Here is a 21,396-nt window from a genome sequence, read left to right as displayed (position 1 = left end):
CTAGTTGTTCAGGTTGATCGCGACCGCCTTGACCTCGGTGTACAGCTCGATGGCCTCGAAGCCCCGCTCGCGGCCCCAGCCCGATTGCTTGTAGCCGCCGTACGGCAAGGTCGCGTCGGGCGACGACAACGCATTCACGTTGACGATGCCCGCCTGCATGCGGCGCGCCATCTTGTGCGCGCGGCCGATGTCCTTGGTCCAGATGCTTGCCGCGAGCCCGTAGGTCGATGCGTTCGCGGTGGCCGCGATGCGATCGAGATCGTCGTCGTCGAAGGACATCGCGCACAGCACCGGCCCGAAGATTTCCTCGTCGTGCACTTTCATGCCGGGCTTCACGCCCGTCAGCACGGTCGGCTGCACGAAGAAGCCGCGCTCGCCGGACGCGCCGCCGCCCGCGTACAAGGTCGCGCCCTCTTCCTGTCCGCTATGGATGTAGCCCGCCACGCGGTCGAGCTGGCGTCGCGAGATCACCGGGCCCATGTCCGTGCCCGCATCGAGGCCGTGGCCCATCTTCATGCCGTTGGCGCGCTTCGCGATCAGTTCGAGCATCGGTTCGTAGGCGCGCTCGTGGACATACAGCCGCGAACCCGCCGCGCAGATCTGCCCGGCGTGAAAGAAGATCGACGAACACACGCCCGCCGCCGCCGCTTCGAGGTTCGCGTCGGGAAACACGATCACCGGCGATTTGCCGCCCAGCTCCAGCGAGACACGTTTGAGGTTGCCGCTCGCCGCCTGCAGAATGCGCCGTCCCGTTTCGCCCGACCCGGTGAACGCGACCTTGTCGACGCCCGGATGCGCGGCGAGAGCCGAACCCACCGGATGGCCAAAGCCCGTCACGATGTTCAGCACGCCCGGCGGTATGCCCGCTTCCAGCGCGAGCTCGCCGAGCCGCAGCGCCGTGAGCGGCGTCTGCTCCGAAGGCTTCATCACGACTGCGCAACCCGCCGCGAGCGCGGGCGCGATCTTCCACATCGCCATGTTGAGCGGGAAATTCCAGGGGATGATCTGCCCGACCACGCCCACCGGCTCACGCAACGTGTACGCGTGCCATTCGCCGGGGAGCGAAACGTTCGGCGTCTCGCCGCCCATCTTCGTCGTCCAGCCCGCCATGTAGCGCAGCATCTCGACGATGCCCGGCACGTCGCCATTGCGGCAGAACGGCAGCGGCTTGCCGCTGTTGATGCATTCGAGCTGCGCGAGTTCGTCGGCGTTGGCTTCGATCAGGCCGGCGAAGCGCAGCATCATGCGCGTGCGTTCGGCCGGCGTGACCTTGCGCCACGCGCCTTCCAGCGCGCCGCGCGCCGCCGCGACCGCGCGATCGACATCGCTGGCCGTCGCTTCCACCACCGTGGCGATAACCTCGCCCGTCGCGGGATCGAGGATCTCGGTGCGTCTGCCGCCATCGGATGCGATCATGCGGCCGTCGATCAGCAACTGATGCTCGCGCGATAGAAACGCGCGCGCGGCTTCCCCCAGCGCGGGATGAATATTCGTCGTCATGTCAGAGTCCTTCGAGGTCAATGGAGTGGTCCCGCATCACTTGCCGAGCAGTTGCCGCGCGATGATCAGCCGATGAATCTCGTTGGTGCCTTCGAGAATCTGGTTCAGCTTGGCGTCGCGCATGAAGCGCTCGACGGGATATTCGGTCGAGTAGCCGTATGAGCCGTGCACCTGGACGGCTTCCAGCGCGACCTCCATGGCGACATCGGTGACGAAGCACTTCGCCATCGACGAAAGCAGCGTGAGGCGGCTCGTGTCGCCGGCGTCGATTTCCTGCGTGCTGGTGTAGAGCAGCGTGCGCGCGGCCTCGATCTTCATCGCCATGTCGGCGAGCTTGAACTGGATCGCCTGAAAGTCGCCGATGCGCTTGCCGAACTGGCGGCGGTCCTTCGCATAGCGCACGGATTCGTCGAGCGCGGCCTGCGCGAGTCCGAGCGACGACGCCGCGACCGATGGCCGGTTGAGGTCGAGAATCTTCATGCAGGCCTTGAAGCCGTTGCCCTCCTCGCCGAGCAGACAATCCGCATCGACGCGCATGTTCTCGAAGAACACCTGATAGCTCGGCGAACCGTGCCGGCCCATCTTCGTTTCCTTGCGGCCGATCTTGAGTCCCGGCGTGTTCGTATCGACGAGGAACACGCTGATGCCTTCGTGTCCGCGTCCTTCCGATGTGCGCGCGAAGACGAGCATCGTGTGTGCTTGCGCGGCCCAGGTGATCCAGCTTTTCTGGCCGTCGATCACATATGAAGCGCCGTCGCGGCGCGCCACGGTGCGGATCGCGGAGACATCCGAGCCGGCCTCCGGCTCCGTGATCGCCACGCACGAGATGGTGCGGCCCTTCGCCGCTTCCGGCAGATAGCGTTGCCGCTGCGCGTCGGTGCCGAAGTGCAGCAGCGGCAGAATCAGTCCGATCGAATTGTTCGCGCACAACGTCGACGCGGCGAGCGACACCTTGCCGATCTCCTCCTTGGCGATGCACACCGACGTCAGATCGCCGCCCGGGCCGTCGTATTCCTCCGGCACCCACATCTGCAGCAGGCCGAGATCGCCGAACACCTCGACGAGCGTTTCCGGGAAGTCGCGCGTCTCTTCCATTTCCGCGACGAGCGGGCGCACCTGTTCGTCGGCGACCCTGCGGACCATGTCTCGCAGCATCTCCTGTTCTTCGCTGAACTTCACGTTGTTCTCCTCATGTGCGCCGCGTCAGGGCCGGGTCACGTCGCGAAAGCCGAGCGCGCGCAGCGCGGGCTCGTCGGTCACGCGTATCAGTTGCGCGTGTTCCGACAGGCTTTCGAGCGTGAACGCGTGCCAGCACGGAATGGCGATCACATCGCCGCGCGTAAGCTCGACCGCGCCGAGCGGTTCGACGCTCACGCGCACCTGGCCGCTCATGACGGTGTAAAGGTTGTTGTCGATGCGCGGCCGCTCGTCCTGCCGCGCACCGTGCACGAGGCCGATCGAATGCACGCCGATGGTGTTCAGGCATTGCGTGTCCAGTTCGAACGCGCCGTGTTCCCGCGCGCCGCGCTCCAGCTCCGCGCGCTGGTGTCGCATCGGCGAATCCGGCGCATGCGTCGTCACGGGTTCGTTGCGTTGCGGGTGATCCTCGAAGAACATGCATTCGAGGTTCTGCACCAGCGGCACATCGAGGAAGTCGATCCAGAAGGCGGGTTCGTCGCCGAAATTGCTGTGGCCATGCCAGTGCCACGAAGGCGTGAGCACGACGTCGCCGGGCGCGACATCGATCTTCACGCCGTCGACGATCGTGAAGGTGCACTCGCCCGCGTCCAGAATCAGCCGCAGCGCGTTCGGCGAATGGCGGTGCGAGCGCGCCGTCTCGCCCGGCAGCACGAGCTGATAGGCCGCCACCAGGTTGCGGCAGGTCGGGTAGATGTTGTCGGCGATCGGATCGACCATGATCAGGTTGCGCCGCTCCGCCTGCTCGGGCGAAACGAATGCGCAGGCGGCATCGAGCGCGGCGCGCGCATCGGCGTAGCGCCACACGGCCGGCACGAAGCGCGGGCGCGGCGCGGGCCACATCTGCGGCGCTTTCTTGGCCCAGCCCGGCGAGAGCGCGCGGGCCTGCAAGTCATCGAAATAGCCATCGGGCGCGCGCGGCGCCTGCGTGAGCGTGTGCGACATCACTGTTCTCCGTTCGTTGGTCCGTCACACCGCGAGACCGGCCTTCGCCTCGTCCCACACGGGATGCGCGCCGAGCTCGCCCTGACGCACGCGCAGCGTCATGGCGCCGATGCCGTCGATCACGATGTCGAGCACGTCGCCGTCCACGACGGGACCGACGCCCGCCGGCGTGCCGCTCGCGATGATGTCGCCCGGTTCGAGCGTCATCACCGCCGAGGACATCGCGATCATCTCGGGAATGTCGACGATCAGATCGCGGGTCGACGCGCGCTGGCGCTCCTCGCCGTTGACGTAGAGACGCATCGTGATGGCGTCGAAATCGGCGATCTCGTCAGCGGTGACGATCCACGGTCCGGTCGGGCAGAACGTGTCGAACGACTTGCGCATCACGCGCTCCTCCTTGCCGCGCACGACCATGTCGAGCAGGCAAGTGAAGCCGAACACGTAGTCGCGGGCTTCGGCGCGCGTGGCGCCGCGACCGCGCTTGCCGATCACGATGCCCAGCTCGCATTCGTGGTGGATCTCGCGGCCGGCAAGCGGCGGCAGGACGATGTCGTCGGCGGGACCGCTCAGGCTCGAACTGGCCTTCAGGAAAAAACCCTGGCCGCTCGCCTTGAACGTCGAGATCACGCCGCTGCCCGTGCCGTGCTTCATTTCGTCGATATGCGCGTGATAGTTCGCCGGAAACGCGATGACCTTGTTCGGCCATTGCACCGGCGCTTCGAGTCGCACGTCCGCGAGCGGCTGGGCTTTGCGATTTGCGAGCGCGTCGCGCAGCGCACCGCCGCGCTGCTTCCACTCGGCGATCAGGCGCACCATGCCGACGGGTGGCCATGCTCCGGATTGCGCGTCCGCGAGATCGGTGACGTCGATGACGCGCTCGCCAGCCACGATGCCGATGCGGCCCTGGTCGAAGGTAACGAGCTTCATCGCGTGACCACCTCTTCGCTGACGACTGCCTCGGGCTTCACGGGATAGACGCCGCGAATCACGTTGACCAGCGCTTGCGCATCCTCGGGCGCGGCGTCGGCACGCCATGCAACGTGGCCGTCGGGACGCACGAGCACCAGCGCGCGCTCGTAGGCGGCGCGCGCCGCATCGTTGCCGACGTCGATCACGGTGAGCGGCACGCCCGCGCGCTGCGCGGCGTCGCGCAGCGCTTCGATGTCGAGCGACGGATCGAAGCGCAGCAGCACGAAGGTCTGGCCGAACAGGTCGAGCGTGGAACGGCCCGGCGCGAGCCACACATGCGGCGCGCGATGGCCGGGGCGCGAGGTCTGCACATAGGTGCTGACCGTGTCCTCCGGTTCGGGGGTGCCGTCCGGCACGACGATCGAAGAGCCTTCGTAGCGAAAGCCCAGATGAATGCCGATGGTGTACCACTCGCGCTTCATCATCGCCGTATAGGCGTCGCCGAAGATGCGGCGCGCCTCGTCGCCCGCTTCGCCCGGCTCGAACACGGCCGCGCTCAGGTTCTCGCGCGGCGTGAGCATCAGCTTGAGATTGCTGGTCGCCTCGTTGACGTTGCGTATCGCGACCGGACGGCGCTCGAATTCGTAGGTGTCGAGCAGATGCGCGCCGCCCCAGCCTTCGACCATCGCCTGCAGCTTCCAGCCGAGATCCACGGCATCCTGAATGCCCATGTTCATGCCGAAGCCGCCCGTCGGCGAGGTGAGATGCGCCGCGTCGCCGGCAATCTTCACGCGGGCCGTGCCGTAGTCATCGGCGACGAGCTGGCGGCGGATCCACGGCATCACCGAGAGAATCCTGAACTCCACATCGTCGCGACCCACCGCGCGCCGGAAGGCCGCCGCCACGTCGTCTTCCGACAGCGTGCGCATCGTGCCGTCGCCGACGATCGAGAAACGCCACCAGTCGCGCCCGTTGATCGCGACGACCGTGCTCCACGTGCCCTCCGGCCCGATGAAGATATAGCGGTAGCCGGGCTTCTTGTCGTGCAGCGCTTCGAGCCCCTTGCACTCGATGATCGCGTTCGTCGTGTAAGTGAGCGCGGGCGTGCCCGTCATGCGGATGCCGAGACGCTCCTTCACGCGGCTCGCACCGCCGTCGCAACCGACGAGATACTGGCACTCGATGGTTTCTTCCTTGCCCGAGGCGAGATCGCGCACGGTCACCGTGACGCCGTCCTCGCGCTCTTCGTGCGAAACGTATTCCGTGCAGTAGCGGATCTGCGCGCTGCCGGTCTTCTTCGCGAAGCGCGTCAGCACGGGATCGAAGAAATTTTGCGGACAGCGCTCGCGCTTTTGCGGGCTTTGCTCGGGCCGCGCTTCGTCACGCACGCTCGGAAACGGTTCGCGGCCGAATTCATAGCCGCCCGCGAGCTGCGACACCCATGCGTAGTCCTGCGGATAGTCGCGGTTGTAGCCCGCGGTTTCGACGTCGTCGACGATGCCCCAGCGGCGGCAGAACTCCATCGTGCGAATGCCGACCATGTCCATCCTGGGCTGAAACACGGTGCCGTCGCCGCGCTCGATCAGCACGCAGGAAATGCCGCGCCAGCCGAGATCGCCCGCGAGGGAAAGACCGACCGGCCCCGCTCCGACGATGACGACCGGTACACGTCCGTTCGCTTCGATTCTTGCCATAGCTGAATGCTCCATCACGCTTTACGTGTCGTTAGAACCTACGTCGCGCCGCCACGCTTGCTCACAGCGGCGCCTCGATGTGAAGCCACTCTAGCAAGCACTCCCGTGGCTCGACCAATACTGTTTGCAGAGGAATTCAGAGGATTTCCCTCTGATACGCACGCAAGGTTCTTCCTCTCATTGGATCGGAAAAACGTATTGGTTTCGGGGCGATATGCATGGCTATTCTGTGAACCAGCCGATGAGCGCAGACGCTCGGGCACCGATAACGAACAAGATCAGGAGACACGACGCCATGCCTATCAACCGTTCCGGCTAGTCGCCTCGCACGACGCTTTTCAAACAGGCCGGCCTGCCCGCAAGCGCGAGCGCATGGCCGTCGATTCGCATCCGCGCCGCGCGCCTGTCCGCCGCGGCGCCGCATTTCAAAGGCTCGCCATGACGACTCATGAACGCCCCTGGTATCGCTGGTATGTGCTGTTCATCCTCACGCTGATCTATGCCTTCAGTTATGTCGACCGGCAGATCGTGACCATCCTCGCGCCCTATCTGAAGAAAGATCTCGGGGTATCCGACGCGCAGCTCGGCCTCTTGTACGGCACGTCGTTCGCGCTCTTCTATTGCGTGTTCGGCATCCCGCTCGCGCGTCTCGCCGATGGCTGGAGCCGCGTGCGTACGCTCGCGCTCGGGCTGTCGTTCTGGTCGCTGATGACGGCGCTGTCGGGGCTCTCACGCAGCTTCGTGCAGCTCGGCACGGCGCGCATCGGCGTGGGTATCGGCGAGGCGAGCGCGACGCCCGCCGCGGTCTCGCTGCTCGGCGACTACTTCGAGCGCGCGCGGCGCGGCACGGTGCTCGCGCTCTATTCCGTCGGCGTGTATGTGGGCGCGGGCGCATCGCTTGCGATCGGCGGCTCGATCGTGTCCGCGTGGGAGCGGACCTTCGCGGGCGGCAACGCGCCGTTCGGACTGACTGGATGGCAGGCGTCGTTCATCGGCGTCGGCGTGCCGGGCATCCTGTTCGCACTGGTCGTCATGCTGACCGTTCGCGAGCCGGTGCGTGGCAGGCTCGACACCGTGCCCGCGAGAAAGGACCCGCATCCGTTCGCGAGCGCGCTGCGCGATCTCGGCGCGATGATTCCGCCGTGGAGCTGGATGCGCCTGCAGGCGCTCGGCGCGCCGCGTCGCGAATATCTGCGCAATGTCGTCTATCTGCTGCTTGCCGTCGCGCTGGTGATCGTGGCCACCTGGGGCAGCAATCAGGTGCTCTCCGCGGGTCGCAAGGCCGTGATCGCCACGGTCGGCGGCTTCGATATCACCAGCAATCTCGTGCAGTGGATCGCCATCGCGGTCGCGTTCTATGTGTGCTCGAACTGGTATCAGGCCACGCGTCTCGGCGATGCCTACGCGCACCGTCTCATCACCGGCTCGCGCACGTTCGCGGCCGTCACCGTGGCGGGCGCGTTTCTCGCGTTCGCGATGAACGCCGTCAATGCCTTCGTGTTCGTCTACGCGAGCCGCACGCTCGGCCTGACGGCGCAGGCGGGCCTGCATCTCGGCATCATCGCGATCATCGCGGGCGGCGCCGGCATCAGCCTGAGCGGCTATCTGTGCGACTGGGCCAAGCGCAAGCACGCGTTCGGCCGGCTGTATTTCGTCTGCGTGACGGCGACCGCATTCAGCGCCGCGACCGTGCTGCAGTACCTCACGCCAAGCGTCACGCTGTTCTATTGCGCCTACGCGGTCGCGACGTTCTTCGTGCCGATGTGGTTCGGCCCGCTTCAGGCGACCACGCAGGATCTCGTCATTCCGCGCCTGCGCGGCACGGCGTTCGCCGCGTTCTCGCTCGGCCCGAACATCTTCGGTCTGGGTCTCGGACCCTACTTCGTCGGTCTCGTGAGCGACGCATCCGGCGATCTCCGTCTCGCGATCCTCTGCGCGATCGGCGTGCTGCCCGTTTCGATCGGCGCGCTGCTGTTCGCGAGCCGTTCGCTGTTGCAGGGCGAGGCCGCCGCGCATGCGGAACTCGAACGCTTCAATGCCGAAACGCGCGAGGAAGGCTACGTGGATGTCGGTGGTCCGCAATTGACGCACTAGCGATCCCGTTCATTTTTTATTCAGGAGCCGAGCAATGAGGTCGTCAGCATGAAGGTATTGGTTACGGTCAAGCGCGTCGTCGATCACAACGTGAAGGTGCGCGTGAAAACGGATCACAGCGGCGTCGAACTCGACAACGTGAAGATGTCGATCAACCCTTTCTGCGAAATCGCCGTCGAGGACGCGGTGCGTCTGAAGGAAAAGGGCATCGCGACGGAAGTCGTCGCCGTGTCGATCGGACCCGCCGCCGCGCAGGAGCAATTGCGCACGGCGCTCGCGATCGGCGCGGACCGCGCGATTCTGGTCGAAACCCGGGAGACGCCGGGCGCGCTTGCCGTCGCGAAGCTGCTGAAGGCCGTCGTCGAACGCGAAGCGCCGCGGCTCGTGCTGCTCGGCAAACAGGCGATCGACAGCGACAACAACCAGACCGGCCAGATGCTCGCCGCGTTGCTGGACTGGCCGCAAGGCACGTTCGCCTCCGCCGTCGAGCTCGACGGGCAACGCATCGCGGTCACGCGCGAAGTCGATGGCGGGCTGCAAACCGTGTCGCTGCAACTGCCTGCCGTCATCACGACGGACTTGCGCCTCAACGAGCCGCGCTACGCAACGCTGCCGAACATCATGAAGGCGAAGAAGAAGCCGCTCGAGACGCTCGCGGCCAGCGCGCTCGGCGTGCCCGCCGGCACCACGCTGCGCACGCTGCGCGTCGAGCCGCCCGCGGACCGCAAGGGCGGCATCAAGGTGGAGTCCGTCACGCAACTCGTCGACAGGCTCAGGACGGAAGCAAAGGTGATCTGATGGCTATTCTCGCAATCGCTGAACATTCGAACGGCGCGCTGGGCGCGGCTACCCTGAACGCGGTCGCCGCCGCGCATGCGATCGGCGGCGACATCGCGCTGCTCGTCGCCGGTCACGACGTGCAGGACGTGGCGCGGCAGGCGGCGCGCATCGCGCATGTCAGGCAAGTGCTCGTCGCGGATCACAGCGCGCACGCGCACCGGTTGCCGGAGAACCTCGCGCCGCTGGTCGCATCGCTGGCGGCGGACTACAGCCACGTCCTCTGCGCGGCGACCTCGCACGGCAAGAACGTGCTGCCGCGCGTCGCCGCGCTGCTCGATGCGGACCCCGTCTCCGACATCATCGCGGTCCTTGCCGCCGATACGTTCAAGCGCCCGGTTCACGCGGGCAACGCGATCGCGACCGTGCAGTCGTGCGCGTCGGTGATCTGCGCGACCGTGCGCGCAAGCGCCTTCGCACCGGTGGACGCGAGCGGCGGCAACGCGGACATCGTGCCCGTCGAGACCGTGGCGACGAGCAGTACATCGGCTTTCGTCGATGAAAAAATCGCGCGCTCGGACCGCCCGGAGCTGGACGCGGCGGAGATCGTCGTGAGCGGCGGGCGCGGCATGCAGAGCGAAGAACGGTTCGCGTTGCTCTATCCGCTCGCCGACAAACTCGGCGCAGCCGTGGGCGCATCGCGCGCGGCCGTCGATGCCGGATTTGCCCCGAACGATCTGCAGGTCGGGCAGACGGGCAAGATCGTCGCGCCGCAACTGTATGTCGCCGTCGGCATCTCGGGGGCGATCCAGCATCTCGCCGGCATGAAGGATTCGAAGGTGATCGTCGCCATCAACAAGGACCCCGATGCGCCGATCTTCCAGGTCGCGGACTACGGCCTCGTCGGTGATCTGTTCGAGGCGCTGCCGCAACTTCAGGACGCGCTCTGAAGCGTGTTCGCTAAGGATGATTCGATATGACCTCGCTCACACAGACACTGGCCGATTTCACCGTACAGACGCGCTTTGACGACCTTCCGGAAGCCGTCGTGCACGAAACAAAGCGCCTGTTGCTCGATACGATCGGCTGCGCGCTCGGCGCGGTCGATACGCCGAGCGGCAGGATCGCGCTCGAGTACGTGAACACGCTCGGCGGTGCGCCGCACGCGAGCGTCGTCGGCTCGCCACGGCGCAGCTCGGCGACGGCGGCCGCCTATGCCAACGCGCGCCTCGCCAACGTGCTCGACGCCGACGACACCTTCCCGACCTCGACGCACTTCGGCAACGCCACCGTGTTCTCGGCGCTGGCGCTGGCGGAGCTGGACCGGCGCAGCGGCCGCGATCTGCTTGGCGCGATTGCCGTTGGCTTCGATGTGGGCGCGCGCATCGGCAGCTGGATGGGTGCGCCCATGCAGATCGAGAACGGCGAGGTGATCGGCTGGAACGAGCTGGGCGGGCCTGCCGCGACGATCGCGTGGGCGGCCATCGGCGCGTCGGCGCACATCGCGCGGCTCGACACGAGACAGGCCAATCACGCGTTCGGCATCGGCGGCAGCAATTCGCCGCAGCCCACCTTGCGCAAGTGGGCGGAATCCGTCGAACAGCCGATGTACAAATATGCCGACGCCGGCTGGTGCGCGGAGATCGGGGTATCGTCCGCCCTGCTCGCGCGGCTCGGCAGTACGGGCTTCACGGACATACTCGACGGCGACAACGCGTTCTGGAAGTTCTACGGCTCGCCGGGTCACGACGATCACGCGCTGCTCGCCGGCCTCGGCGAAGACTGGCAGATTCTCAACACGACGTACAAGCCCTGGCCCTGCTGCCGCTGGATTCATCATCCGCTGAGCGCGTTCGCGCAGTTGCTCGACCGGCATGCGCTGCGCCCGGACGAGATCACACGTGTCGTGGTGCGCGCCAACCCGTTCGCGCTCACGCCGATTTTCCGCGAACAGCAGCCGCGCGATCCGCTGAGCGCGGAGTTCAGTCATGCGCATGCGCTCGCCGCCCTTGCTTATGCGATTGCGCCGGGTCCGCGCTGGTATGAAGCCGCGACGATGAACGATGCGCGCATCGCGGCCTTCCGCGAGCGCGTGACGGTCACGGCGGAGCCTTCGTCATCGAACATCGCCGAATGGATGACGGGCGGTCAATGGCGCGGCGTGCCGGGCGGCGTCGACATCCATGCGCGCGGCGCGGTGTTCAGCGCCACGGCCGATCATGCGAGCGGCGATCCGTGGACATCGGCGACGCGTTTTTCCGATGCGCAGATCCGCAGCAAGTTCGGCGTGATGGTCGGTCTCGATGCGGCAGGCGATGGTCCGCGGGAGATTCGGCATGCGGCGCGTGAGCTGGCCGACATCGTGATGTCGCTCGATGCATTGCCCGTCGAACGGCTCACCGCGAGTCTCGATGCGTTGTCGCGTGCGATGCGTACGCAGTCTGAAAAACAGGAATCCTGATATCAGTCACGCGCGGTCCACAAAACCGGAAACAGCGGATGATCCATCGGCGCGCCGTCGGCCAGGACGGAGGCGAGTCCGGGAAACTCGGGCGAGGTGCGCCACGGGCGCGGCGCGTGGCGGATGTCGTCGCCGATGAAGCGGATCGAGAACGCGCGCCGCCGCACGCTGCCGCCGACGCCGCCCGACGCATGCAGCGTGAGCATGTTGAAGCAGACCATGTCGCCCGGTTCGAGCGCCCAGCCGACGATCGGATGCGCGGCGCGATCGGCTTCGATGTCCGGCAGGTCCGCGAGGCTGCCTTCCGGAAACCACTTCGCCTCGTTTTCCATGAACGTGCGCGGCATCAGCCAGGGCCCGCGATGCGAGCCCGCGACGAATTCGAGCGTCGACTCGCGCGCCACGGGATCGACGGGAATCCACATGCTCACGTTGTCCCCGCCGACGATGTTGTAGTACGGCTGATCCTGATGCCACGGCGTGCGCTGTCGCGTGTTCGGCTCCTTCACGAGCACATGGTCGTGATACAGCCGCACGGTCTCGCAGCCCATCAGCGCGCCGGCCACCGCAGGCGCGGCTGACCCGCCGATGAAGCGCCGGTACGCATCGTTCGACTGCCAGTTGCAGAAGTCCTCGAAAAACCAGCCCGGATCGTCGGGCCGGCTCGCGACCTTGGCGCGTTCGCTCGGCGCGGCGAGATTGCGCTCGATGCCGTCGCGCAGCAAGGCGACTTCTTCTTCCGTGAAGATATTGCGCACGCACACGGCGCCGTCGCGACGAAACGCGTCCGTCAGCGCCGGCGTCACGGCACGGGCAAGACGCTCTTTCAGGCTTTCGTGCATCGCTCGCTCCCTGTGAGTGGGTTGATCATGCATTCAATTGCCGTAGATGTCGAAGTTGAAGTACTTCGACGCCACGCGCTGATAATTGCCGTTCTTGCGGATCGCGTCGATCGCCTGGTTGAGGCGGTCTTCGAGCGCGGCGTCGCCACGGCGCAGACCGATCGCGACATCGCCCGCCACGCGATTGTCCTTCACCGGCTCGCCGACCAGCGCGAAGCCCTTGCCGCGCGGCGTCTGCAGAAAGCCGTAGTCGGCCTGCACCGACGACTGGAACGCGGCGTCGAGGCGGCCCGTCACGAGGTCCTGATAGATCTGGTCCTGCGTCTGGTAGGACACGAGCGTGACGCCCTTCGCCGCCCATTCGGTGCGCGCGAAGCTCTCCTGCGTCGAACCCTGCACGACGCCGACGCGCTGTCCCTGCAAGGCTTTCGCATCCGGCTGCAGCTTCGTGCCCGAACGCGCGATCAGCGCCGACGGGCCGTTGTAGAGACGATGCGTGAAGTCGATCTGCTGACGGCGCGATTCGGTGGCCGACATCGCGGAGAGGATTGCGTCGAACTTGCGCGCCTTCAGCGCCGGGATCATGCCGTCGAAGCTCTGCTCCACCCACACGCATTTCTGGTTCAGTTGCGCGCAGATCGCATTGCCGAGCTCGATATCGAAGCCGACGAGCGAGCCATCCGCCGCCTTCGACTCGAACGGCGGATAACTCGGATCGACGCCGAAGCGCAGCGTCTGGGGGTCCTGCGCCTGCACCATCGCGGGCGCCATGACGAGCGCGAGCAACACGGGAAGCAATGCACGTTTCATAGCGATTTCCGAAGTGTGGGGATGGATGCTCGGGCGCGGCGCGCGTCACGCGAGGAAGCGTTCGACGAGACGCACCCAGTAACGCGCGCCCGTCATGAGGATGTCGTCGTTGAAGTCGTAGCCGGGGTTGTGGACCATGCAACTGCCTGCGCCGTCGCCATTGCCGATGATCAGGTAGCAGCCGCGGCACTGGCGCAGAATCCACGCGAAGTCTTCGCTGCCGGTGAACGGCTGGAGATCGGCGATCAGGCGATCGTCGCCGAGCCATTCGCGCGCCACGTCCTGCGCGAACGCGGTCATCTCCGCGTCGTTCACGAGCACCGGATAGCTCGCCTCGTAGTTCACCTCGGCGCGTGCGCCGTACACAGCGGCCTGGCTTTCGATCACCTGCGTGATGCGCCGCTCCAGTTCGTCGCGCACGGCGGGGCGCAAAGCCCGCACCGAGATGTTCATGCACGCTTCGTCGGGAATCACGTTGGACGCCTCGCCCGCATGGATCGCGCCCACGGTGATCACGGCCATGTCGAGCGGCGCGACGTTGCGCGACACCACGGTCTGCAGCGCGAGGACGATCGCCGAGCACACGACGACGGGGTCGATCGTCATATGCGGCATCGCGCCGTGGCCGCCATGACCGATCACTCGCACGGTCACCTGATCGGCCGACGCCATGAACGGTCCCGCGCGAAAACCGAGATGACCGGCGGGATAGCCCGGCATGTTGTGCATGGCGAACACGGCGTCGCACGGAAAGCGTTCCAGCAGTCCCTCTTCGAGCATGCGCCGCGCGCCGGCGAGCCCTTCTTCGGCAGGCTGGAAGATGAGGTGCAGCGTGCCGTCGAAGTCGCGGGTGCGGGCCAGCTCTTTAGCGGCGGCGAGCAGCATTGCCGTGTGGCCGTCGTGACCGCACGCGTGCATCTTGCCGGGCGTGACGCTGGCATAGGGCAGACCGGTGCGCTCATGGACCGGCAGCGCGTCCATGTCCGCGCGCAAGCCGATCCGGCGCGGACCGTCGCCGCATTTCAGCGTGCCGACCACGCCCGTGCCCGCGAGTCCGCGATGGACTTCGTAGCCCCAGTCGAGCAGGCGCTGCGCGACGAGATCGCTCGTCATGAACTCCTCGTAGCCGAGTTCGGGATGGGCGTGAATCTGGCGCCGCAACGCGATCATTTCATCGCGGATCGCAAGGAAGTCGTCTGGAGCATTCATCGTTCGCGTCTCGCTATGTCTCGCTATGTCAGGGTTTTCCGGCAGGCGAAGGCTCTGGGGATGGCACTAACGTAGCGCGACAGAATCGGGCGGGGGAGAGCTAGAATCGTGAACGTGACAACCAATGGCTAACACCCGGCGCCGCATGAAGCTCCAGCAACTTCGAACACTCGTGGCCGTCGCCGAGGCCGGTGGCATTCGCGGCGCCGCGCGCCTGCTCGACGCATCGCCCGCGGCGATCACGAAAAGCCTGCGCCAGCTCGAAGAAGACGTGCAGTTGGCGCTCGTGAACCGCACGTCATCGGGGGTCATGCTGACGGAGGCGGGCCAGGCGCTGCTGGTTCATGCGCGGCTGATGGTGGGTCAGATGACACGCGCGCACGAAGCGATGGGCGCGTTGCGCGGGGCGCCGCGCGGCAAGCTCACGGTCGCCGTGACGCCGTGGATCGCGATGACGTTCCTGCCGGAAACCATCACGCGGTTCTGCGAGAAGATGCCCGACGTAAGGCTCGAATTCTTCGAAGGCCTGTTGTCGATCGCCAATCCGCGACTGCGCGACGGCAGCCTCGACTTCTTCATCGGCCGGCCGGCGCCGGGCACGTCGGGTGTCGAATTCAACTATCGGCCGCTCTTTTCTTCGACATGCGCGGTGGTGGGCCGCGAAGGTCATCCGCTGCTCGGCTGTCACGCGCTCGCGGATCTGGGCGAACTCGACTGGGTGCTCACGTGGGACCCGGCCAATGACGGACCGCACGTCGAGAACATGTTCTCTCGGCACGGCATGGCGATGCCGCGCAAGATTCATCTGGCGCATTCGTTCTCGATCGCCATTTCGCTGCTGCGGCAGACCGACATGGTGAGCGTCTTTCCCTGGCCGCTCGTGGAACTCAGCGCGCCGCGCGAACGCCTGTGCGCGTTTCCGCTGCGCGAGCAGCTCGAAGACGCGATGGTCGGCGTCATCTCGCGCAGCGGCCAGCCGCTCAGCGAAGCGTCCGAGTGTTTCATCGCGTGCCTGATCGGGACGATTCGCGATGGGCTGGAATCCTCCTCGCAGCAAACGCGCAATGTCCTGCGTTCCGTCGAACTGCTGATTTGAGGATGGTGGGCCGCGCTCAACTGCGCGTTATGTCGAAGTCGAGGTAGCGCTGGCCATTCCTGAGGTACGTGCCGTCCTACTTCATCGCCTCGATCGCGCCGTCGACCTTCGCCCTGCTGTGTCTTGGTTCGTCGTGGTGCACGGCGCGACTTACGCGTGCACAGCGCGAGCAAGGACCTCGCGCGCGGCCCGACCCAAAACTTCCTCGGACCATTGGTCGATGCTCTCGCCGGCTGCGGACGCCGCGACGCTGATCGCTGCGTGAACGTTCGGATCGATACGTAGCATCAGCTTTCCCGATGCGGGCTTGTCGGGCGCAACGCCGCGCTCCTTGCAGTCCGCGAGGTAATCGTCGACTGCATCAACGAACGCGGTTCGCAGCTCTGTAACGGACTCGCCGTGAAAACTGATGATCGAATTCACGCCGAGCACGCGCCCGACGAAGATCTCGTCGCGCTCGTCGAATTCGACGCGTGGATGTATCCGCTGTAGTGCATGGTGTTCATGGCCTGACTCCCGCTCGTTCGAAAAACTCCGTGCCTTCTTCAACCTGATAGCGCTTCGCTTCCTTGCCTGGGTGCGGCCGGTGGCAGCGCCATTCATGGCCGTGGAGCGAGATCTTCACACGCGAACCTTCGCGTTCGAAGACTTCGCCCCCGAGCGCCTTTCTAAGGCTTGACGAACCTGAGCGTCATGCGATCCGATTCCCCGATCGCCGCATAGCGCGCCCGGTCGACATCACCGCCCTCGTAGGTCGGCGGCAGCGACCACACGCCGTGCGGATAATCCTTCGTATCCTTCGCGTTCGCGTTGATCTCACTGCGCGCGACCAGCCTGAACCCGACCGCCTGCGCGTGCTCGATGACGTACGCTTCCGTCACGTAACCCGAATCGATCATCTGCTGCACGGACGCCCCCGCCCGCGCGCGATGCTCCTCGACGCCGAGTTCGCCGCCGTGCTTCAGTGCGCCATAGAACGCGCGCAGATTCGCATCGATTTGTCCGTCCTTGATCCAGTTATGGATGTTTCGAAACGTGAGCACGCGGTCGAAACGTTCATGCGCATCGAAGCCCATGAACTGGCCCGCGTGCAGCGTGCCGACGACGACCTTTCCATACACCGCCGGATTGTCCGCGAGCTTGCGCCGGTAGGCGGCATCGGTCGCGTTGTCCTCGGCGGCGAGATCGGCGGAGGTGCTGAGATACTGCGCTTCATAGAGCCGGCCAGCGTCGCGCAGATACGGCGCGAGAATATCCGTGTACCATCCGCCGCCCGGCGCGATTTCCAGCACCGTCTGGGCCGAGCCGAGGTCGAAGAACTGCAGCGTTTCCTTCGGATGGCGATAGACGTCGCGGGCGCGTGCCCTGTCGCTGCGCTGCGAACCGCTTATGGCCGCATCGAGGGATTGCGAATCATGTGAAGAATCGGAAGACGAGGATGCGCAACCTGTCAGCGCAAGCATGAAGACGGCCACGGCAATCGTGACTGTCCGCGCCCGGGCAATGCGAATAGAGTTATTCATGAAGCAGATGGAAGGTTCTGGAGGTAAGACACGATACGCGTTTCTTTCATGCTCTTCCAAGACGACCGATATTCTCGCCAGGCGACTCCGATGACGAACCATTCCGACAGCGATCCTCCATCCGATCCCGATGATCTAAAAGGCCCGGGTGGCATGACATTGCGGCAGATTCACGAGCAGGTGCAGAAGTCCGTCCAGCGAGACCGTGAGGCGCAGGCTGCGCATAGCACCATCGCGCCAAAAAGCCGATGGCAGCGATGGGTGCGATATGTATGGGGCCGCAGCGGGCGTCGCTAGCGTCCATCGAACGAAACGCCACGCGAGCGCGTTTCATTGATGCACACTCCGAGCCAATGCGCGCAGCAATCCGGCGCCGTCGCCGCTCCACGCGCTGCCATGCATGCAAGCGAGCGTCGTGGGTTCGAGTTGAGCGAGGCGCTCGAACATCGCGTCGGCGTTCCGGGTGTGCGAGAAGTAGTCCATGCTGCGCCTGAACGCTTCGCTTGGACCCAGGATATCGGACGTCGTGAGCGCGGGCAGCGTCGCGCCGCCTTGCGTGAACAGGTCGCCGCACAGCAGGGTGCGCGTGCTTTCCTCCATCATGAATCCGCATTCCCACGCGTGCGGAAGATGAGGCGTGTCGATCCATCGCACGCTGTGCCGTCCGAGCGAAACCGCCTGTCCATCGGCGAGCGCGACGGGCGCGCGATCGGCGAGATCGGTGATGGACACCATCGCCGCCACGGTACCGCACAGCGGCGCAGCATCGGGCGCCACCGCCAGCCACTCGTTGAGCGAACCGCATTCGTCTGCTTCGACGTGCGAGAACGCGATATGCCGCAGACGCGCCGGCTCGATGACGCTCGCGAGCGCTTCCAGCACGAGCGGAAACATCCTGCGCGGACCGGTATGAAAGAGCAGCGGTTCGTCGTCGACGATCAGATACTGGTTGAAAGAGAAGCCGCCTGCGTCGCCAGGCAGCACCACCGGCGTGTTGATGCGATACACGCCAGCGGCGATTTCCTCGACGTTCGTGGACGACTGCGAGTTCGTGATGACCATGCGTGTCTCCTGGTACGTGAGCTTTCATTTTTGTTTATCTAAAGCTATACGGCTGGCATGCCGCAAGCAAGTCGGCGCAGGTTGCACCTACGCGGCAAGGCTGCCGACAAACCGCCTGACGTGGTCCAGCACGGCTTGCTGGTCTCCGGCGAAAGCCCAGTGATCGGCCCCGTCGAGTTCGACGAAGCGCGTCTGCGCGATATGGCTGGCGAGATGTCGCCCCGCGCCGATGCGAACCGCGCGGTCGCCCTGGCGGTGCAACACCAGAGTCGGCACGGATACGCGATCCAGCAGATGCCGCACATCCATATCGCGCAAGGTCTCGAGCACGCCCTTGATGGCGCCCGGACTGGACGCCGCCCGGAGCATGCCAGCCCACCAGGCTCTCGCCTGAGGATCTCCGGACAGGCTTGGGGCGAATGTCTCGATGCCCGCGGGACCGCCCCACCCTGCAATGAGTTGGCTCAGCCACGCGTCGTACTGACTTGCCTGCAGCACGTGAGCGTAGTCGTGCGTTGCGGTCCCCTTCGCCAGCGAGCCGAACAGAATGAGGCCCGCGACACGATCGGGGTGATCGACGGCAAACCTGATGCATGCCGGACCGCCCTCCGACGCGCCGAACAGCACGACCCGACGGCTGCCGGCGGCGTCGAGCACGGTGCCGATGTCGCGCGCGGTCGCATCGACGCCGGGATTGAAGCCGACACGATCGGAAAGCCCGATGCCGCGACGATCGAGCAGGATGAGGCGGCCCATTCCGGCGAGCGCGGACAGAAACGCGCGGCAACGGGGCTCCTCCCAGACCCGTTCGACATGGGACACGAAACCGGGCAGCACCAATACGTCGAAGCGTCCGGCGCCGTGGGTCTGGAACGCGAGATGGATGCCGTCACCGCTGGCGTAGCGTGTGGACGGAAGATTCTCGATCGCCGATGCAGCGCTGGTGCCCAATAGCGCGCGAGTCTCGCATTCGGGCGCCACGCCCAGCTCGTCGCGAAGGCGTCGCGTCAGGGCTTCGAAATGCCGCTGGGCCGTGGCCCGGTCTCCGGCGAGCAAAAGGTTGCGGATGAGGTGACGGCCGTACACCTCGCTGAGGGGATCGAACTCGACAAGCCGGCTCGCATGTCCGACCGCCGCCGCGTAGTCGCCGGCTGCATTCCTGTCGTGCACCACGCGCTCGAACGCCTGAATCGCCCGGCCCCGCAAAGCCTCGCGGCGAAAGAAAGCCCACTCGTCGAACGCGGGGCAGTTGCCGGGCGAAAAACCGTCGAGAAAGTCACCGGCATATTCGCGGCACGCCCGCTCGAACTCGCCGCGGTCGCAGGCTTGCTCGAATAGCCGGGAATCTACCTGCAGGTCGATCGCCGGCGACCATCGAATGGTCGATCTGTCCGTGATCAGGACATCGTCGCCGAGCGTGAGCAGGAGGCGATGCAACAGACGACGCAACCGCGCCCGCACCACTTCTTCGCGGTCTTCGGGCCACAACATCGTGGCGAGCGCGTCGCGCCCGACCGACGTCTTCGCTTCGGCCAGAAAGACCAGCAGCGCCAAGCCCTTGCGCAAGGCAACTGGGCACAGCCGGCCGTCCCGGCGAATCTCCGGAAATCCAAGCGTTCGGACGCTGAACAAGGCCATGGCGAGGCGACCCTCGATGACGGCGTCCGGGGGACGCTCAGGGGACGACGCAATCCTAGCATTGCCTGCAGACGATGGCCGCAGGCTCATCGCGACAGATTCAACCGGAGGATTGCCATGAAGAAGCTGGGCGAACATGCGATCGTGATCGGCGGCAGCATGGGTGGGCTCCTGGCCGCCCGCGTGCTGTCTGAGTTCCATGCGATCGTGACCGTGCTCGAACGCGATGCGTTTCCGTTGGCCGACACGCCGCGCAAGGGCGTGCCGCAGGGTCGCCATACCCACGGGCTCCTGGCGCGCGGGAGTGCGATATTCGAGCAGCTCTTCCCGGGATATAACCACGAGGTCGTCACGCAAAGCGGCGGTCTTGTCGGCGATGTCGCCAACGACGTGATCTGGATCGGTCGCAACGTCAGACTGGCCAATGGCGCGAGCGACCTGATCGGGCTGCTCGCGAGCCGTCCCGTGCTCGAAGGCCATCTGCGCCGGCGGCTGCTGGCGTTGCCGAACGTGCACGCCATCGAGCATTGCGCTGTGCGGGGGCTTGTCACCGATCCCGCCCGCACGCGCGTGACGGGCGTACGCATCTGCGCCGATGGCAAGCCGGAAGAGATCATCGACGCGGACCTCGTCGTCGATGCGACCGGGCGCGGCTCATGCGGCGCCGCGTGGCTCGCGGAACTGGGCTACGAGCCTCCCGTCGATGAAAAAGTCGAAACCGGAATCGGCTACATGACCCGCACCTATCGGCGTCGGCCGACCGATCTCGACGGCAAGCAGGGAATCGTCGTCGCCGGCAGTGCGCCCAACTGGCGCAACGGCGTCATGCTCGCGCAGGAAAACGAAAGCTGGATCGTCAGTACCGGCGGTTATCTCGGCGACGACGCACCGGACAACGACGAAGGCTTCCTCGCCTATCTGGCGACGCTGCCGACGATGGAGATTCATGACGTCGTCGCACGGGCGGAGCCGCTAAGCGATTACAGGCGCTACCGCCACGTCGCCAGTCTGCGCCGGCGGTATGAGCGGCTCGCACGCTTCCCCGAACGTTATCTGGCTTTCGGAGACGCCATTTGCAGCTTCAATCCGGTCTACGGACAGGGCATGACGGTCGCGGCGGAAGAAGCGCTGGCGCTGCATCGGTGCTTGCGGGCAGGCACGGCCGATCTCGCGCGCCGCTTCTTCGGCGCGGTCGAAAGGATCGTCGATATTCCGTGGCACATCGCGGTTGGCAACGACCTTCGTCATCCCCAGGTCAAGGGTGAGCGACCTCCGATGCTGCGTTTCATCAACTGGTACCTCGGCAAGCTTCATCTCGCCGCGACACGTGACAGTGACTTGGCGACTGCATTTCTGAAGGTCGTCAATCTGATGATGCCGCCGTCGTCGCTGCTCGGCCCTGCGATCGTCAGGCGCGTGTGGCGGGGCAACCGGCGGCCAGTACGATTCAGTCCCGCGCGTGCGACCGAAGAAGCGAGGCCGGACGGCGCTTCGTCATGACGGTATGGCGGCGTCGAGCCGACGCCGCTCACGGCTTTCCGGTCCATCAACGCACGAGACAAGGCTTCTTGTTGTCGAACTTCCAGTTCGGAATCAGATATTGCATCGCGACGCCGTCATCGCGCGCGCCGAGGCC

The 21,396-nt window shown here is 65.7% G+C and carries 18 protein-coding genes; 6 read left to right on the top strand and 12 right to left on the bottom strand.

The annotated features are described in order from the left end of the window. Genes AWB80_RS32785 through AWB80_RS32765 form a run of 5 tightly spaced genes read right to left on the bottom strand, consistent with a single transcriptional unit; the run spans position 1 to position 6,248 of the window. Positions 1-1,500, bottom strand: a complete 1,500-nt coding sequence (locus AWB80_RS32785; protein WP_061178831.1) for an aldehyde dehydrogenase family protein — start codon at positions 1,498-1,500, stop codon at positions 1-3. Positions 1,501-1,536: 36 nt separating this feature from the next. Next, a complete protein-coding gene (locus tag AWB80_RS32780) occupies positions 1,537-2,679 on the bottom strand; it encodes an acyl-CoA dehydrogenase family protein (RefSeq protein WP_061178830.1) in 1,143 nt (380 codons plus the stop codon). 24 nt (positions 2,680-2,703) lie between these two features. Beyond that, positions 2,704-3,642, bottom strand: a complete 939-nt coding sequence (locus AWB80_RS32775) for a cupin domain-containing protein (protein WP_061178829.1) — start codon at positions 3,640-3,642, stop codon at positions 2,704-2,706. 24 nt (positions 3,643-3,666) lie between these two features. Beyond that, positions 3,667-4,572, bottom strand: a complete 906-nt coding sequence (locus AWB80_RS32770) for a fumarylacetoacetate hydrolase family protein (protein ID WP_061178828.1) — start codon at positions 4,570-4,572, stop codon at positions 3,667-3,669. Then, on the bottom strand, positions 4,569-6,248 hold the full coding sequence (locus AWB80_RS32765; RefSeq protein WP_061178827.1) for an FAD-dependent oxidoreductase: 1,680 nt from the start codon (positions 6,246-6,248) through the stop codon (positions 4,569-4,571). Before AWB80_RS32765 ends, AWB80_RS32770 begins: the two co-directional genes overlap by 4 nt. Positions 6,249-6,686: 438 nt before the next feature. On the opposite strand from AWB80_RS32765, the gene AWB80_RS32760 reads away from it, so the two are divergent. Genes AWB80_RS32760 through AWB80_RS32745 form a run of 4 tightly spaced genes read left to right on the top strand, consistent with a single transcriptional unit; the run spans position 6,687 to position 11,580 of the window. After that, positions 6,687-8,342, top strand: coding sequence for an MFS transporter (locus tag AWB80_RS32760; RefSeq protein WP_061178877.1), 1,656 nt, complete (start codon positions 6,687-6,689; stop codon positions 8,340-8,342). 48 nt (positions 8,343-8,390) lie between these two features. Next, positions 8,391-9,140: an electron transfer flavoprotein subunit beta/FixA family protein gene (locus AWB80_RS32755; RefSeq protein WP_061178826.1), complete on the top strand. Its 750-nt coding sequence runs from the start codon at positions 8,391-8,393 to the stop codon at positions 9,138-9,140. After that, positions 9,140-10,069 (top strand): electron transfer flavoprotein subunit alpha/FixB family protein, encoded by a 930-nt coding sequence (locus AWB80_RS32750; RefSeq protein ID WP_061178825.1) that lies wholly within the window; start codon positions 9,140-9,142, stop codon positions 10,067-10,069. The genes AWB80_RS32755 and AWB80_RS32750 overlap by 1 nt, the downstream gene beginning before the upstream one ends. A 26-nt stretch (positions 10,070-10,095) precedes the next feature. After that, entirely contained in the window at positions 10,096-11,580 is a 1,485-nt protein-coding gene (locus AWB80_RS32745) for an MmgE/PrpD family protein (RefSeq protein ID WP_061178824.1), read from the top strand. A gap of 2 nt (positions 11,581-11,582) precedes the next feature. Here AWB80_RS32745 and AWB80_RS32740 read toward each other — a convergent pair whose 3' ends face one another. Genes AWB80_RS32740 through AWB80_RS32730 form a run of 3 tightly spaced genes read right to left on the bottom strand, consistent with a single transcriptional unit; the run spans position 11,583 to position 14,441 of the window. Then, positions 11,583-12,422 carry a phytanoyl-CoA dioxygenase family protein gene (locus AWB80_RS32740; protein ID WP_061178823.1) on the bottom strand — a complete coding sequence of 280 codons (840 nt, stop codon included), beginning with the start codon at positions 12,420-12,422 and terminating at the stop codon, positions 11,583-11,585. 33 nt (positions 12,423-12,455) lie between these two features. Next, positions 12,456-13,232, bottom strand: coding sequence for an ABC transporter substrate-binding protein (locus AWB80_RS32735; RefSeq protein WP_061178822.1), 777 nt, complete (start codon positions 13,230-13,232; stop codon positions 12,456-12,458). Positions 13,233-13,277: 45 nt separating this feature from the next. Further along, positions 13,278-14,441 carry a M20 aminoacylase family protein gene (locus AWB80_RS32730; RefSeq protein ID WP_061178821.1) on the bottom strand — a complete coding sequence of 388 codons (1,164 nt, stop codon included), beginning with the start codon at positions 14,439-14,441 and terminating at the stop codon, positions 13,278-13,280. 145 nt (positions 14,442-14,586) lie between these two features. Here AWB80_RS32730 and AWB80_RS32725 point away from each other — a divergent pair, with 145 nt between their 5' ends. Next, positions 14,587-15,537 carry a LysR family transcriptional regulator gene (locus tag AWB80_RS32725; RefSeq protein ID WP_061178876.1) on the top strand — a complete coding sequence of 317 codons (951 nt, stop codon included), beginning with the start codon at positions 14,587-14,589 and terminating at the stop codon, positions 15,535-15,537. A gap of 150 nt (positions 15,538-15,687) precedes the next feature. On the opposite strand, the gene AWB80_RS32720 is transcribed toward AWB80_RS32725, so the two are convergent. The 4 genes from AWB80_RS32720 to AWB80_RS32695 form a co-directional block, all read right to left on the bottom strand. Then, positions 15,688-16,140: a type II toxin-antitoxin system HicB family antitoxin gene (locus AWB80_RS32720; protein ID WP_341866849.1), complete on the bottom strand. Its 453-nt coding sequence runs from the start codon at positions 16,138-16,140 to the stop codon at positions 15,688-15,690. A 65-nt stretch (positions 16,141-16,205) separates the two neighbouring features. After that, positions 16,206-17,000: a class I SAM-dependent methyltransferase gene (locus AWB80_RS32710; RefSeq protein ID WP_087131780.1), complete on the bottom strand. Its 795-nt coding sequence runs from the start codon at positions 16,998-17,000 to the stop codon at positions 16,206-16,208. A gap of 390 nt (positions 17,001-17,390) precedes the next feature. Further along, positions 17,391-18,122, bottom strand: a complete 732-nt coding sequence (locus tag AWB80_RS32700) for an oxygen-binding di-iron domain-containing protein (protein ID WP_061178819.1) — start codon at positions 18,120-18,122, stop codon at positions 17,391-17,393. An 87-nt stretch (positions 18,123-18,209) separates the two neighbouring features. Further along, positions 18,210-19,760: a bifunctional AfsR/SARP family transcriptional regulator/alpha/beta hydrolase gene (locus AWB80_RS32695; protein WP_061178818.1), complete on the bottom strand. Its 1,551-nt coding sequence runs from the start codon at positions 19,758-19,760 to the stop codon at positions 18,210-18,212. A gap of 117 nt (positions 19,761-19,877) precedes the next feature. Here AWB80_RS32695 and AWB80_RS32690 point away from each other — a divergent pair, with 117 nt between their 5' ends. Beyond that, positions 19,878-21,260: an FAD-dependent oxidoreductase gene (locus AWB80_RS32690; RefSeq protein WP_061178817.1), complete on the top strand. Its 1,383-nt coding sequence runs from the start codon at positions 19,878-19,880 to the stop codon at positions 21,258-21,260. The last annotated feature ends 136 nt before the right edge of the window (positions 21,261-21,396 follow it).

Source organism: Caballeronia pedi, assembly GCF_001544915.2.
In the GTDB taxonomy this organism is placed as follows: Bacteria; Pseudomonadota; Gammaproteobacteria; order Burkholderiales; family Burkholderiaceae; genus Caballeronia; species Caballeronia pedi.
This window is presented reverse-complemented; position numbering and strand designations above follow the sequence as displayed.